This is a genomic window from Rothia sp. CCM 9418 (genome assembly GCF_048512825.1).
Taxonomy (GTDB): domain Bacteria; phylum Actinomycetota; class Actinomycetes; order Actinomycetales; family Micrococcaceae; genus Rothia.
The window spans coordinates 303,314-317,656 of sequence record NZ_JBLXXX010000003.1; the positions used below are offsets into that span (position 1 = coordinate 303,314).

Below are 14,343 nucleotides of genomic sequence, written 5' to 3' on the forward strand. Positions count from 1 at the left end.
AATCTTTAAAACACTACATAAGTTTTCAGTCCATTTGTCCACTCTTTCTGGGATATTTTTACTTTTCCCTTGTTTAAGGGGAAAGAGGACCCGTGAAAAGCAGACAAAAAACGTCTAAAAAGCTTGCGAAAACATCCTTTTTATGTCAAAAATAGGAATGTGCAAAAACTTTCTACAACGCTCAAAGAAGCGTCGCAACAACGCAGTTACTCCATTCACGACATAACCAACCGCGCGCATCGTCTTGGTTACAAGGTCGGAAAATCCACTGTGCATAGGTATCTATCGGGACAACTTCCAGAAAAGCCTAATAACGAGGTGCTTAAGGCTTTCGCGGAAGTCCTAAGCCTAGATTTCGATAATCTGCTATCTCTAGCAGGAAAACCTCAGATATTAGAAGACCCATTCATACTCCCTAGAGAAGCCAGCGCCCTCAATCGAAGAGAACGCCAAGCAGTTCTAGCCATAGTAAATGCCTTGCTAGATAGCAAAGCCGAAACTATAAAAGCCCTGAACCAAACCACTACCCCTGCAAAAGACCCCAAAACAGCTATAAAAAGACGCAAACCAACCGCCGAAGACTTAGCAAGAGCAGAACTTTACGAAACCCTAGAAAAATCAGATTTAGACCTTGCCGTATACAGACACAGCCCCGATGATGAACTCGATTACGACTCATATAACTAACGCCAAAGAGCACGCTAAAAAACTCGGCATAAATATCTACTACGACCCTCTAAAACCTGAGCTAAGAGGACTCTACTTACCCAAAACAAACAGCATTTTTATTCAGCCGAATCAACACCCCCATATGGAAAATTGGGTTTTATGGCATGAAATAGGGCATTATCACTCCCGCTCTTCCCACATATCTACCAAAGCAGAAAGAAAACACATCGAGCTTTGCTGTGATAAATACGCCTCGAAATGCTCTATACCTATCGAATCAATCTCAGACACACGGCTTTATTCCGACGATTTCTCACAATGGGCTTACAACCTGTGCATCCCTCCCAAAGTGCTAAAAATAAGGCTGGCGTATCTAACTCAGCAAGAGATTTTGGCGCTCCCAACCGATATATACAACGCAATAACCCCGAAAGTTAATAAATAATGAAAATTTCTAGCATGCTTTTAGAGAAAAAACGCGAAACCGGCATGAGCTGGACGCAAATCGGCAAACTGCATGGCGGAGAAAAACGTCTATACCGGTTAGCAAACGATAAGATAACCAGCCTGCCAAGCATACCCACCATAAAGCATTGCTCTGATTTTCTGGGCATACCCCCTATTAAGGTCATTCTGGCAGTGGCAGAAGAGTTAGGACTCTACTCGCAAGAAAAAGACGGCAGACTTATTAATATGCCTACTGAGACCCTCCACCGCGCACACCTGATGCTAGATGAACTAGGGGCATATCTCGATGCCTAGAGAAAGACTATCTCATTAGGCTGATGGAAAAGATATAGATATGTATCTCTCAAAAGCCAGCAGATTAGCAAGCGCATGCAATTCTCGGATATGGCGAAAAATTGGGCTGTGGCGCACAGAACATTTTTCTGCCTGCTTAAACGCGAAGCCAAGTTTTTATTTTGCTAACCTGATTGAGTTTCTTTTAAACTCTAGGGCACGACTCTCCGGTTCTTTACACAGTCGAGTATCAGACGCTCCGAAAAATATGGGTGGGTTATTTTAATACCTCTTGATGTATGGTAACGACTCACCCTGACAAAGCGTTAGCGGTGTTGAAATACTTCTTTGCAGATGGCGCATGAAGGCATAGATATGGCTCGTAATGCTTATATCGAGCGTATGGGTAAGGCTTATTTTACTGAGGCTCTAGACTAGCTTGGTGGAGAGTATTCTACTCACTACTTTAGGGGTTAAGAAATATAGTGAGATAGTATTTTTCATTTTCTTGGTTTTATAGGCTACAGCTAGGGACTTCATAAACAAAAAATCAATAATCTCCCTAACAGGGTTCTGTCTGCATCTCGTTTTGGTTGCGTGACTTGAGAACTGTCATGGCCTAAGTAGTGCAGGTTTATTTTTGCTGGAGTGTTTTTGTGACAGTTGTGTCTTTGATACGAGGTGAATGCTGTTCAGTGACCTTATAATGAGTGGTGTTCGCATTCCGATGAGGGCTCTTTCAGGAGATATAGTTTTGGCCGGTCTTTTCAACCATCAGCCGATGTCTTTTCGTGGTCAAAAGTCTATCGGTGTGCTTGTATTGCATGGTTTTACGGGTTCTCCGTGGAGTATGCGTCCTTTAGCTGAGCATGTGATGAGTCTGGGATATTCCGTGGAACTTCCTTGTCTGCCGGGTCATGGCACGTCATGGCAGGATATGTCGCGGTTTTCTCGTCATGCTTGGTTGGCGGAGGTAGATCGGGCGTATTGGCGTTTACGTGCTCAAGGTTGTGACGTTGTTATCGCAGGTTTGTCGATGGGTGGGGCGTTAGCTCTTTATCAGTCTGCTCGTCGTCCGGTGATAGGAACAATTGTTATTAATCCTTATGTTGTAGACCCGACGCCGTTATTGTCGCTGAGTCCGTATGCGAAGTTTTTTATTTCGAGTACGTCTTCTATTGCTTCTGATATTGCCGTAGAAGGTGTTGATGAGGGTGCTTATGATAGAGTTCCTACTGCTGCTGCGGCGCAGTTACATTTTTTGGGTCGGCAGTTGCGTTCAGTGATACCGAGTTTGTCTGAACCAGTTTTGTATTTTCGTTCACGGCAAGATCATGTGGTGTCAGATGCTTCGCACCGTTATTTTCTCAAAAATGCCCTTTGTCCAGTAGAGTTTATTGAGCTTGAGAATAGCTATCATGTGGCAACTCTTGATTATGATGCACCGTTCATCTTTGAACATGCTACTGTTTTTCTCACGTCATGTGAATTGAGCCAGAAAGTTACCTTATGAAGTATGTTTCAGTACCAGAAGCTGTCACCTGTGACCCACAGCTCAACGTTACCGATATTTTGGAACGTAAAGTGCAGCATAGTGAGAACCCTGTTCTTTACCGTGTTCAGTATTCCCCTGGCAACTGGGTGCCTATTCGTGCCAACGAATTTAAAAAACAAGTAGTAGACCTCGCTAAGGGTATGATTGCGGCGGGCATCGAAATCGGTGACACTGTCGGGATTATGTCCCGCACCCGATATGAGTGGACGCTGATTGACTTCGCCATCTGGTATGCTGGCGCTGTTTCGGTTCCTGTCTATGAAACTTCTTCACCAGCTCAGGCTGCTTGGGCACTTTCACATTCGCGAGCAAAAGCAGTGTTCGTAGAGACAGAAGCACTTGCACATACCGTTGCTGAAGGTGAGCAGTTTGCTCCCCTCTCCCTAGAGAATACGTGGGTTATTGATCAAGGCGACCTTAAAGAGCTAGTTCGTCGAGGCCAAGATATTAGTGATGAGGTAGTTGAACAGCGCCGTTCCTACGCCACTTTAGACTCTATCGCGTCAATTATTTATACGTCTGGCACAACGGGAAAACCTAAGAGTTGTCCTCTAACTCATGGCATGTTTGCGCGTGTTGCAGCCAATATCTTGGTGGGTGAACCAAATGTTTCTAAACCAGGTGGTTCGACGGTATTGTTCTTGCCTTTAGCTCACGTTATGGCGCGTATCATTCAGATTACGGCGTTGGATGCTGGCGTCGTTGTCGGACATTCTTCCAATATCAAAAACCTCACCTCTGATTTAGGTTCGTTTAAACCAACCTTTTTGTTGGTTGTACCGCGCCTTTTTGAGAAGATTTATGAGGCGTCAGTACGTAAAGCAGAAAAAGGTGGGAAGGTTAACGCTAAGCTCTTCCACCGTTCTGTTGATGTAGCAATTAAGTGGTCTCAGGCTTCTATCGCCGGAAAAGTCTCGCGCACGTTAGCGATGCAGTACGCCTTTTATGATCGTTTGGTCTATTCTCAGCTACGTAAAGCAATGGGTGGCAACCTTCGCTATGCGGTATCTGGTGGTGGCCCGTTAGCTCCTCGTTTGGGTCATTTCTTCCATGCTGTAGGGGTGATGGTCATTGAAGGTTATGGTCTGACCGAATGCACCGGTCCTATCTGTGTCGGACGTACCCGCGATTTTGAAGTCGGAAATGTTGGGACGTTACTCCCCGGTGGTGCTGCTCGCCTTGCTGAAGATGGCGAACTAGAGCTTAAAGGCGTTGGTGTCATCACAGGATATCTTGATAATCCTGAAGAGAATGCTATCGCGTTCACTGAGGACGGATGGTTCCGCAGTGGTGACTTAGCTCAAATTGATGAGCGTGGTTTTATTAAGATTATCGGACGTAAAAAAGAAATTATTGTGACAGCTGGCGGTAAGAACGTTATTCCTTCAGTTGCTGAAGAGCGTCTACGTACTTCCCCACTCGTTTCTAATGCCATGCTTATCGGCGATGAAAAACCCTTTATTGCGGCATTGATTACTTTGGACCCTGACGCTTTACCCGACGAACTAGAGCATCTTGGCTTGCCACGCGAAATGTCCATCTCGGATGCTGCGATTAATCCTAAGGTTCGTGAAGCAATTCAGAAGTTCATTGATGAAGCAAACACCTTTGTTTCGCGTGCAGAATCTATTCGTGAGTTCCGTATTATGAACCGTGATTTTACCGAAGAAGAAGGGCATCTGACTCCTTCGCAAAAAATTAAACGTGCCGTAGTCTCACATGATTTTGCCTCGTATATTGAGGATATTTATAACAGGACAAAAGAATCTGTTAACGAACAGTCCAAGAAATTTGAGGAGTTCAGGGCAGAACGTGCTGAGCGTGCTGAAGCTAAACGTGCTGAGCGTGCTGAGAAACTTGATGAGTTCCGTCAAGAGACCGGTAATAAGCTCATTGAGTTAGGCGAACAGATTAAGGACTATACTCCTAAACATAGTGCAGGGCAGGAAGACTCTTCCACTGAAGATTAGTCTTTTCTTGTAAGACACGATGGGTGTTGGCATTCCCCTAACTGAGGGGCACCGCCAACACCCTTCGCTTTTTAGTTGATGCCTCTAGGGGCTATTTAGGCATGTAGCTCAAGGCCTAGGATAGCGTTTTCGACAACTTCTGTAAGTGCTGGATGAATCCAATACTGTCCACGAGCTAAGGTTCTTACGTCTTGTCCAAAGCTCATTGCCTGAATCAGCGGCTGAATCAGCAATGACGCTTCAGCACCCATGATATGTGCCCCTAGGAGCTCAGCCGTATCTGTACGAGCAATGAGCTTGACGAATCCTTCATCGTCTTCCATCGCCCACCCATAAGCAGTATCACCGTACTTTTGAATTTTGGTCACGATGTTGAAGCCTTCTTCTTCGGCTCGTTGCATAGCTTGTTTTTCGGTGAGTCCGACGCTAGCAATTTGGGGGTGAGTAAAGACCGCTGCCGGAACAATATTGTCTTCTGCGCTGTGGAGGTCTTCACTCGCCCAGAGGTTGTGTTGCACGGCGCGCATCTGTGCATTCGCAACGTGTTTGAGCATCCACGGTGAGCTAATATCTCCTAAAGCAAATACGCCCTCTACGACTTTCCCCTTCGATAGTGCCCGCTGATATTGGTCAACGGCGAGGAAACCACCGTCTAATACGTCATAACCAGCATCTTTAAGGTTAAGCGATGCACTGTTCGGGGTTCGTCCAACAGCCAAGAGCACAAGCTCTGCGTTAAAGTTTTTTTCTTCTCCTTCATGCTCAGCACGAACCGTGACTTGCTGAGCGTTCTCATCTGTCTCGATGGCATGGACGGGAGTATTCGTGTATACGCTCCATTGTTTACGTGCGTTGTGTTCAAAACGTTCTGAGATGAGTTCGTCAGCACCGCGTAGCAGAGTTTCTGAACGGTGAAGTTGAGTCACCTCAGTGCCTAAAGAGCTAAAGACGTGGGCAAATTCTGCTGCAATGAATCCTCCCCCAATAATAATCAGACTTTGCGGTAGCTTCTCGATACGCATAATAGTGTCTGAAGTGTGTACTAGAGGGCTATTCACGCCATCAATATTTTCGGGAATGGTGGTGTGTGAGCCGGCAGCATTCACAATCTTTGGTGCGTGTAGTTGACGTCCACTATCGGTTTGAAGGGTATGAGTATCCACAAAATGAGCGTATTCTTCAATGACCGTGACATGGTCTAGAGTTTTACGGTAGTTAAGTCCTCCTTCAGAAATTGCGTCAATGCGTGTAAAGATTCTGTCTCGCATCTGTTTCCATGAAACATTCACAAGCTCTGCCTGCACACCGAGGCGTTGCATATGAGTTGTTTCGTAGGCAAGAGTTGCGGGATAAACGTATTGTTTAGTGGGGATACAACCGAAGTTCAGGCAGGTTCCTCCGAACGTTCCACCATCCACGATGGCAACTTTTTGATGTTCCCAGCGTTCATCGATGAGGGAATTCCCTGAGCCTGATCCAATAATGATGAGGTCGTATTCTTCGGTCATGTTTCCTCCGTGAAATGAGTGTTCGGGATAGATTCTGCTGACTATAACGATGTTGGTGGTGCTTCTATTCCCTCGTTGACAGCCTTTGATGTGTTTATGCTACGACGTTGATAAAAGATGAGGTCTTTCTTTAACAAAAAAGAAGTTTTGTTAAAGAAAGACCTCATCACCTAGTGAGTTGTGTTTTTATGAGTTGGTGTTAACTACGATGAGCAAGTCTCCACCTGCCACTTGAGTAACATCTTGGTAGACGACTCGTTCTACGACGCCGGCTACCGGCGACGTGATAGATGCTTCCATCTTCATTGCCTCGATAGTAGCAATCTGTTCACCGACTTCGACACGCTCTCCTACGGTGGCGGTAATCGTTACGCCACCGGCAAAAGGTGCAGAAATGTGACCGGGGTTGGTTGGGTCAGCTTTTTCTGCTTCTTTGACGTCGGATTCGATGGAGAGGTCTCGAACTTCGACGGTTCGAGATTGACCGTTCAGGGTGCAGATGACGTGCCGGATACCTTTAGAATCTGGTTCAGAGATTGCTTGTAGGCTGGCGATGAGGCGCACCCCTTTGCCTAGGGAGATAACGTGTTCTCGGTTTTCGATCATACCGTAGAGGAAATCTCGAGTATGAAGGATAGAAACGTCACCGTAGTCTTGACGGACACGTTCAAATTCTCGTGTCGGGGCAGGGAAAAGTAGCCTATTTAGCGTTTTACGACGTGTGTCTCCACCTTCTTGTAGAGCTTTTCTGTCCTCTTCAGAGAGTTCATTGACCGTCGGTTTCGCTAGTTTTCGCCCTTCAAGAGCACGGGTTCTAAAAGGCTCTGGCCAGCCTGCTGGTGGGGTTCCTAGCTCCCCGTTCAGAAAACCGATAACGGAGTCAGGAATATCAAAGTTCTGAGGGTTTTTCTCGAACTCTTCAGGGTCTACTCCCATTCCTACCAGTTGTAAAGCTAGATCGCCAACAACTTTTGAGGAGGGAGTAACTTTGACGATATGTCCCAGCATCTTATCTGCCGCAGCGTACATATTCTCGATATCTTCAAATCGGTCAGCCAAGCCAAGGGCTTTGGCTTGTGCTCTGAGGTTTGAGAGTTGTCCGCCAGGAATCTCATGATCGTAGACTCGCCCAGTAGGTGAGCTCAAGCCATTTTCGAAGGGACGGTAAATTGCACGAATAGCTTCCCAATAAGGCTCTAGAGAGAGCGCTGCGTCAAGGCTTACTTCTGGTTGGCGCGCGGTGCCGTCCATCGCGGCGATGAAGGCAGAGAAAGGAGGCTGTGAGGTTGTACCAGCTAATGTGGCAGAGGCAAGGTCAACAGCGTCTACACCTGCTTCTACAGCAGCCAGTAGTGTTCCGATTTGTCCACCCGCAGTGTCGTGGGTGTGCAGATGTACTGGTAGGCTAAAACGTTCGCGTAAGGCACTTACGAGGCGTCGTGCAGCTTCTGGACGTAGTAGCCCTGCCATATCTTTGATAGCAAGGATGTGTGCACCCGCGTCAACAATTTGTTGTGCGAGCTCAAGGTAATACTCAAGAGTGTATACATTCTCCTGAGGGTCTAGGAGGTTACCGGCGTAGCACATGGCGACTTCTGCAACGGCTGTTCCGGTTTTCCGTACTGCCTCAATTGCAGGAGTCATTTGTGAGACGTCGTTGAGAGCGTCAAAGATACGGAAGATATCGACGCCTGTAGTAGCCGCTTCTTGGACGAAAGCATCGGTTACTTCTACCGGATAAGGAGTGTATCCGACGGTGTTTCGTCCGCGTAGAAGCATCTGGATGGGGATATTTGGCATGGCCGCACGAAGATGTGCTAGACGTTCCCACGGGTCTTCTGAGAGGAAACGTAACGCCACGTCGTAGGTTGCTCCACCCCATGCTTCTACCGAGAATAGTTCTGGTAGTACATGTGATACTGCTGGTGCTGCTGCTAGCAGGTCTCGGGTTCTTAGACGTGTTGCAAGCAGAGATTGGTGGGCGTCTCGGAACGTTGTATCGGTAATAGCGACTGGCTGGTATTCGCGTAGTGCTTGTGCGAATCCTTCTGGTCCTTGCTCTTGCAGGATATGCCGCCATCCTCGGGGTCGTTCGTGTTCGCCGTGGTCGAAGGGTGAGCGGAAAGGCTCGTCAATTTTGTCCCCGGGGAATCGAGGAAGTTTATGACGGGGGTCTGGCCCTTCAATACGTGGACCGTGAGGTTGGTTGACGGTCACTTCTGCTAGGTATTGTAGGGCTTTTGTGCCGCGGTCGCTGGAGGGACGTTTACGTAACAGTTCTGGGTGTTCGTCGATGAACGGTGTTGAGACGTCTCCAGCTTGGAAGGTGGGGTCTTCAAGGACGGCATGAAGGAAGGGGATGTTCGTTGCGACTCCGCGGATACGGAATTCTGCAAGTGCGCGTTGAGCTCGTTGTACTGCCGCTGAGAAGTTTCGTCCACGGCAGGTGAGTTTTACGAGCATGGAGTCGAAGTGCGGTGAGATTTGAGCTCCAGTGTAGACTGTTCCGCCGTCCAAGCGGATGCCAGAGCCACCTGCTGATCGGTAGTATGACACTTTTCCGACGTCAGGTCGGAATCCGTTGGCAGGATCTTCAGTTGTGATGCGACATTGTAAGGCTGAGCCTCGAACGTGTAGTTCTTCTTGCCTGATGCCGAGGTCTTCAAGGGATTCCCCTGAAGCGATGCGCATTTGAGCTTGGACGAGGTCTACGTCTGTGACTTCTTCGGTGACGGTGTGCTCAACCTGAATGCGTGGATTCATTTCGATGAAGACGTGTTCTCCGGCGCGTTCACCTGCGGTATCGACAAGAAATTCTACGGTTCCAGCGTTCTGGTATCCGAGTTCACGAGCAAATTTTACGGCGTCTCGGAAGAGAGCTTGACGAATGTTCTCATCAAGTTGTGGTGCTGGTGCGATTTCGACAACTTTTTGGTGTCGCCGTTGCAAGGAGCAGTCACGTTCAAAGAGGTGCACGATGTTCCCTTGTGCATCGGCAAGGATTTGCACTTCGATATGGCGCGGGCGCAGTACTGCTTGTTCTAGGAATACGGTGGGGTCGCCAAATGCGGTGTCTGCTTCTCTCATTGCCGATGCGAGTGCGTCAGGTAGAGCCTCTTTGCTTTCGACTCGACGCATTCCTCGCCCGCCACCGCCTGCTACTGCTTTGACGAAGATGGGGAACCCAATTTTTTCGGCTTCTGCCAGTAGGTATTCGGTGTCTTTAGATGGTTCGGAAGATTTGAGGACGGGTATTCCGGCTGCTCGTGCGGCGCGGAGTGCTTCGACTTTGTTACCGGCAAGTTCTAGAACTTCTGGCGGTGGTCCGATGAAGGTGATTCCTTCTTTCTCTGCGGCACGTGCTAAGTCTGGGTTTTCTGAGAGAAAACCATATCCTGGGTAGATAGCGTCTGCTCCGGCTTCTTTGGCGACGCGGATAATTTCTTCGATATCAAGGTACGCACGAACGGGGTGTCCTTCTTCACCGATAGGGTAGGCTTCGTCGGCTTGCTGACGGTGAATGGAGTGGCGGTCTTCGTAGGGGAATACGCCAACTGTTTTTGCACCAAGTTCGTAGGCGGCGCGATATGCACGAATGGCAATCTCGCCACGGTTTGCGACAAGAATCTTTTCAAACATGTGTTTAGTTCCAATCTGCCTAGCATAGGAGGCATTCTTGGTAGAGGTTTTCACGGTGTGTGACTAGCTCTACTATATGCATCATTGCTAGTTTTTGCCCTTTTTGTTCTTGGTGAAGCCAAGAATACCTAAAGTTTACATAGTTACAGGGTGTGTACTGTGATTATCTACATTTAAGCCCACAATGCGATATTTTCAGTGATCTTTGGCAGGAGTTACCTCTAAAGTTCGGTAGCATTATGTTAACTGTGTAAAAATTGCACGTTAGTTTTGTGTTCTGGATTTGGGTGGGGGCCATTTTTATGCCACTGATTGTGAGTATCAGCAGCCTTAAAGGTGGAGTTGGTAAAACTTCAGTTACTCTTGGTCTTACCTCAGCAGCTTTGCACGCTGGACAGAAGGTCCTTGTGATTGATTTAGATCCTCACGGCGATGCAAGCACAGGTTTGGGTGTTCCAACGACGGGAGCCGATATTGGCAGTATGCTTGCTGCCCCAGATCGGTTCTCTTTCACCGATAATATTGTTTCTTCTGGGTGGAACGCTATTGCTCAGGAACATGAAAATTCGGGTGGAGTTGTTCACGTTGTCCGTGGTAGTGCGTCTTCTACTCCCCTGGAGCAAGCACCTTTGTCTCAGTATCTGCCACGGTTGTTGAACCTGCTTCAAGGAAATATTGATGATTATGATGTGGTATTCATTGATTGCCCTCCAACATTAGGTGTTCTCACCTCGATGGCATGGGCAGCTTCTGACCGTGTTATTTCGGTAGCTGAACCTTCTTTATTTTCGGTTGCCGGTACAGAACGTACGTTGCGTGCTATTACTCGTTTTGAGGAAAATAGTCAGTATTCAGTTTCCTCTGCTTCAGTTATTTTGAATAAGGTTCGTCCTCACAGTAGTGAGCATTCTTATCGTGTTGAAGAGATGAAGGTCTTATTTGGGGATCTTGTTGCTGACCAGTTTTTAGAGGATTTTGAAGAATTCCAACGAGTTCAAGGTTCTGCCTATCCTGTGCATTATTGGCCAAGCGATGATGTGCGACGTTGTGCAGCGGTTTTCTCTGATATTCTTCAAGGACTTAAATAATTCTTTAGACATTCAGCGAGGGGTCTTATACAAGATATTTTGTATAAAACCCCTCGCTGAATGTTTTAAGTATGTTGAGGTTATTTTCCGTTTGCTTTTTTAGCGCGAAGCAGGGAAAGCTCATCTGTTTGAGCGAGTTCTTCATCGTCAGAGATTGCGCAGGTATTTTCGCCTGGAAGGTTGGCGAGGTTAACTTCGAGTTCACGCCAGACTCTACCAATAGCAATACCAAAAACGCCTTGCCCAGCTTGTACAAGGTCAATCACTTCATGAGGTGAAGTACATTCGTAGACGCTTGCCCCGTCGCTCATCAAGGTAATGCCGGAGAGGTCTTCGATTCCGCGAGTACGTAGATGTTTCACCGAAGTTCTGATTTGTTGTAGAGAGACTCCAGTATCAAGAAGACGCTTAACAATTTTAAGGACAAGGACGTCTCTGAAAGAGTATAAACGTTGAGATCCTGAGCCTGAGGCTGAACGTACAGTAGGTTCTACAAGTTTGGTGCGCGCCCAGTAGTCTAATTGGCGGTAGGTAATTCCTACGGCTTTGCAAGCCACTGGTCCACGGTATCCGAGGTTTTCGTCAACCAGTGAGACGGAGTCAGTGAAGAGTACCCCTTGTTCACCTTGCTGAGGAGGTTGCTTGGGCATCACTTGCTCAAACCCCAGAATAGGCTGATCCATCGGTATAGTTTCTGAGTTCTGTGTAGCTAGGTTCAAGGGCTGAACCGCAGAACTAGGGCGACGCGTGCCCCCATTCTTGTGAGCTACCATAAGGACTTCCTAACCGTAGATACTTTTTTACTGACCTCTTGACATATTACCGGTAGATACGGCAAAACGTCGTCATTCTCGATAAAGAACAGTTGTTTTTCTTCAGAGATTCCCCTAATACGAGTTTTAGGAGTCGTAGTCAGGGATAGAAGAAATAACGAGTGCCATATGTAGGCGAAGGCAAAGATTAGAGATCTCTCGTGCACGTGTTTTTGCTAGTGACAGAGAATCTTTATCTTTTCTCAGGGCTAAGGGCGCTACCGCATTTTTGACAAGTTCAGCTTCTCGTTCTGCTGTTGCGCGGAATTGACGTAAATGTCGGGGTTGCAAGCCATGAGAGGTAAGCTGAGAACAAATTTTGGTAATAGCGACATCATATTCGCTATAGTTTCCGTCGACATCTCGAATCAGACCAAAATTGATAAGTTCACGGAGCAGCGGCATATCCGCACCGGCAGCAGTAGAAAGCTCTCGAAGAGTATAGCTTCGTTCTTGCTCCGGTAAGGGAACAAAACTAGCGACGGCGTCCTGTTCTTCACCGTGTACTTGGGCATGTTGTTCTTGTGTATTACGGGGCGAAGATTCAGCTGTCGTGTCGCCTTGTGTCTTTTCCCGATAATACTGTTCGAACTCCCCTGCTTGAAGTTTATCTTTGATAACTTTCAGCGGCAGGTATTGGTCCCGTTGTAACGATAGGATGTAGCGTAGCTGTTCAACGTCTCGGGCAGAGTACTTCCGGTATCCGGTGTTTGTGCGGTGAGGTTGTACTAAGCCTTTATCTTCTAAAAAGCGAATTTTTGAAGCGCTAATGCCTTTAAAATTGACGTCAAGAGCACTAAGAACTTGGCCGATAGTGCGGTCTTTACCTTCACTATCAGAGAGCTTTTGTGCAGAGTCTGACATTTATTCTCCGACTCCCAAGAAGAATGCAAAAATGTATTTTCCAATCTGAAGTTCAGACCCATTTTTAAGGAAAGCAGTGTCTACGCGGTCGCCGTTGAGGTATGTTCCGTTGAGCGAATTATTATCCGTGATAACAAAAGATCCAGCGTTAGGCGTAAAAACAGCGTGCTGACGAGAGACGGTAACGTCGTCGAGGAAGATATCAGAATCTGGGCTACGACCCACAACGATTTGTTTCTCCGCACCGTTTTCGTCAAGCTCAGAGTTGAGCAAGAAACGAGCGCCTTCAAGTTCTGTGCTAGTGCAGATGAGTAGCCCTGAGCCTTGAGGAATGGTTGCTAAAACGTCCATTTCTTCTACTGTGGGTTTGTGGTTAGCATCTTTAAATTCTGCAAAAACTTTCGCAGCAATCCGCATCTCTTGTTGCGTGATAGCGTTGAGCGCAGCTGTCGGTGGGTGCGCTTCGTTCTGTTCAGTCATGGGGGATCCTTCGCCATAGTATTCTTCCCTGTAGGTCAAATTTTGATTGAATCTTATCCGCTCATAATGATAACGATTCGGTAAACATTGAACCTACCGTCTAATCTTATAGGCAAGTATAAGAGTTAGCTATATAAAACACGATGGCATACAAAACTCCTCAAGGATTTTCTTGAAGGGATCATCAGGTAGTTCTCTAAGACGCTCCCTCATAATATGCCGTTAAACAGTATTGGTGCCGGTCTTTTACTGATGTTAAAGACCGGCACCAACAACCAGAAGAGTCGCTACTTATTCAGCAATTTCTGCAGCATAAGCTTCTGCGTCAAGAAGTGCAGAGAGATCCTCTACGTTATCGGGACGTAGCTCAATCAGCCACCCCTTCTCATAGGGATCGGTATTCACAAGAGCAGGATCTGCTTCAATTTCTTCGTTGATGGCAACGACTTCACCACTAACGGGCGCAAATAAATCTGAGACAGATTTTGTGGATTCAATTTCTCCGAAAGTCTCTGAGCCGACGACGTTCTCCCCCACCTCAGGAAGATCAACATACACGACGTCGCCAAGAGCTTGTTGTGCGTGATCGGTAATACCTATTTTTACGGTACCTTCTGCAGTTACAGCGGTCACCCATTCGTGTTCTGAGGTATATAGCAGATTTGCGGGTACGTCACTCATAGTGGCTTTCCTTTCGTGCGTGTGGCGATACGACCACCAAGATGCCCGGGGCTGCTAGCCCCAGAAAATAAACCATGTTCAGCAACGGGGAAGAACAGTGGCGTGTGCTGTTCTTAACGCAACAAGATGATACGACAATACATCTTCTTATACGTTTGACCCGTCACACACTCTATAGTATTCCACATCTCATTCAGATAGGTTCAACAACAGCGCGTTCACAAGAATTATTCTCAAACAGGCAGCCATATCTTACTTTGTAGAAGAAAACTATTTTGATGTTTAAAGCACGTGGTGTCGCAGAAAACGTTTCTACGACACCACGCCTAACAGGAG

The 14,343-nt window shown here is 47.1% G+C and carries 12 protein-coding genes; 6 read left to right on the forward strand and 6 right to left on the reverse strand.

Annotated elements, in window-relative coordinates; all coding sequences use genetic code 11:
* Positions 1-159 precede the first annotated feature (159 nt).
* The 5 genes from ACN083_RS05885 (at position 160) to ACN083_RS05905 (ending at position 4,935) form a co-directional block, all read left to right on the forward strand.
* Complete coding sequence (locus ACN083_RS05885) at positions 160-687, forward strand: hypothetical protein (protein ID WP_419101902.1); 528 nt, start codon at positions 160-162, stop codon at positions 685-687.
* Positions 659-1,114: an ImmA/IrrE family metallo-endopeptidase gene (locus ACN083_RS05890; protein ID WP_419101944.1), complete on the forward strand. Its 456-nt coding sequence runs from the start codon at positions 659-661 to the stop codon at positions 1,112-1,114. Before ACN083_RS05885 ends, ACN083_RS05890 begins: the two co-directional genes overlap by 29 nt.
* Complete coding sequence (locus tag ACN083_RS05895; protein ID WP_419101903.1) at positions 1,114-1,431, forward strand: hypothetical protein; 318 nt, start codon at positions 1,114-1,116, stop codon at positions 1,429-1,431. Before ACN083_RS05890 ends, ACN083_RS05895 begins: the two co-directional genes overlap by 1 nt.
* Positions 1,432-2,164: 733 nt before the next feature.
* Positions 2,165-2,923, forward strand: coding sequence for an alpha/beta hydrolase (locus ACN083_RS05900; protein WP_419101904.1), 759 nt, complete (start codon positions 2,165-2,167; stop codon positions 2,921-2,923).
* Positions 2,920-4,935, forward strand: coding sequence for an AMP-dependent synthetase/ligase (locus tag ACN083_RS05905; protein WP_419101905.1), 2,016 nt, complete (start codon positions 2,920-2,922; stop codon positions 4,933-4,935). Before ACN083_RS05900 ends, ACN083_RS05905 begins: the two co-directional genes overlap by 4 nt.
* A gap of 95 nt (positions 4,936-5,030) precedes the next feature.
* On the opposite strand, the gene ACN083_RS05910 is transcribed toward ACN083_RS05905, so the two are convergent.
* Together ACN083_RS05910 and ACN083_RS05915 are read right to left on the reverse strand one after the other, a co-directional pair.
* A complete protein-coding gene (locus ACN083_RS05910; protein WP_419101906.1) occupies positions 5,031-6,443 on the reverse strand; it encodes a mycothione reductase in 1,413 nt (470 codons plus the stop codon).
* 186 nt (positions 6,444-6,629) lie between these two features.
* Positions 6,630-10,082, reverse strand: coding sequence for a pyruvate carboxylase (locus tag ACN083_RS05915; RefSeq protein WP_419101945.1), 3,453 nt, complete (start codon positions 10,080-10,082; stop codon positions 6,630-6,632).
* A 314-nt stretch (positions 10,083-10,396) separates the two neighbouring features.
* Between ACN083_RS05915 and ACN083_RS05920 the strand changes: the two genes are divergently transcribed.
* Positions 10,397-11,170: a ParA family protein gene (locus ACN083_RS05920; protein ID WP_419101907.1), complete on the forward strand. Its 774-nt coding sequence runs from the start codon at positions 10,397-10,399 to the stop codon at positions 11,168-11,170.
* Positions 11,171-11,250: 80 nt separating this feature from the next.
* Here ACN083_RS05920 and ACN083_RS05925 read toward each other — a convergent pair whose 3' ends face one another.
* The 4 genes from ACN083_RS05925 to gcvH form a co-directional block, all read right to left on the reverse strand.
* Positions 11,251-11,853 carry a MerR family transcriptional regulator gene (locus ACN083_RS05925; protein WP_419101946.1) on the reverse strand — a complete coding sequence of 201 codons (603 nt, stop codon included), beginning with the start codon at positions 11,851-11,853 and terminating at the stop codon, positions 11,251-11,253.
* Between the two features lie 216 nt (positions 11,854-12,069).
* Positions 12,070-12,846: a MerR family transcriptional regulator gene (locus tag ACN083_RS05930; protein WP_419101908.1), complete on the reverse strand. Its 777-nt coding sequence runs from the start codon at positions 12,844-12,846 to the stop codon at positions 12,070-12,072.
* Complete coding sequence (locus tag ACN083_RS05935; RefSeq protein WP_419101909.1) at positions 12,847-13,326, reverse strand: FHA domain-containing protein; 480 nt, start codon at positions 13,324-13,326, stop codon at positions 12,847-12,849. It lies immediately after the preceding gene.
* Positions 13,327-13,617: 291 nt separating this feature from the next.
* Positions 13,618-14,007 carry a glycine cleavage system protein GcvH gene (gene gcvH / locus ACN083_RS05940; RefSeq protein WP_419101910.1) on the reverse strand — a complete coding sequence of 130 codons (390 nt, stop codon included), beginning with the start codon at positions 14,005-14,007 and terminating at the stop codon, positions 13,618-13,620.
* Positions 14,008-14,343 lie beyond the last annotated feature (336 nt).

Coding starts and splice junctions, on each gene's coding strand:
- ACN083_RS05890 (WP_419101944.1), top strand. CDS start 659: ATGAACTCGATTACGACTCATATAACTAACGCCAAAGAGCACGCTAAA.
- ACN083_RS05895 (WP_419101903.1), top strand. CDS start 1,114: ATGAAAATTTCTAGCATGCTTTTAGAGAAAAAACGCGAAACCGGCATG.
- ACN083_RS05905 (WP_419101905.1), top strand. CDS start 2,920: ATGAAGTATGTTTCAGTACCAGAAGCTGTCACCTGTGACCCACAGCTC.
- ACN083_RS05910 (WP_419101906.1), bottom strand. CDS start 6,443: ATGACCGAAGAATACGACCTCATCATTATTGGATCAGGCTCAGGGAAT.
- ACN083_RS05915 (WP_419101945.1), bottom strand. CDS start 10,082: ATGTTTGAAAAGATTCTTGTCGCAAACCGTGGCGAGATTGCCATTCGT.
- ACN083_RS05925 (WP_419101946.1), bottom strand. CDS start 11,853: ATGGATCAGCCTATTCTGGGGTTTGAGCAAGTGATGCCCAAGCAACCT.
- ACN083_RS05930 (WP_419101908.1), bottom strand. CDS start 12,846: ATGTCAGACTCTGCACAAAAGCTCTCTGATAGTGAAGGTAAAGACCGC.
- ACN083_RS05935 (WP_419101909.1), bottom strand. CDS start 13,326: ATGACTGAACAGAACGAAGCGCACCCACCGACAGCTGCGCTCAACGCT.
- gcvH (WP_419101910.1), bottom strand. CDS start 14,007: ATGAGTGACGTACCCGCAAATCTGCTATATACCTCAGAACACGAATGG.